The sequence below is a fragment of the Vibrio sp. 10N.222.49.C9 genome, from assembly GCF_041474985.1.
Classification (GTDB): Bacteria; Pseudomonadota; Gammaproteobacteria; order Enterobacterales; family Vibrionaceae; genus Vibrio; species Vibrio crassostreae_C.
In genome coordinates, this window is sequence record NZ_JBFRVD010000877.1 from 1 (window position 1) to 304 (window position 304).

Annotated in this window: 1 pseudogene; it reads left to right on the forward strand. The window is 41.4% G+C overall.

Annotated features, from left to right (window positions below):
• Window positions 1–304 (forward strand): annotated as a pseudogene (locus AB4585_RS26035) (phospholipase D family protein); the annotation flags it as partial.

Genomic DNA, 304 nt, shown 5'->3' on the forward strand with positions numbered 1-304 from the left:
GTGTCGCTAGTGTTGTAGGCGGTAGAAACATAGGAAATGAATACTTTTCCTATCACTCACCAGTAGAGTTTGGGGATTTTGACTTATTAATTTATGGCAATACGGTAGAACAAACCGGAGAGCAATTCGACAAGTACTGGAACAGTGATTTTGCTGTTCCTATTGATTGGATTACCTCTAGTGCAAAAGAATTAAAGAGAGAAGAAGTAGAACAGTTTGCAGTGGATGAGGAGCTTGAGGAACAATTTACCTCTGGAGTGTACGACATGACCCGCCTGCAATTCTACTCCAAGATGAGAGAGCA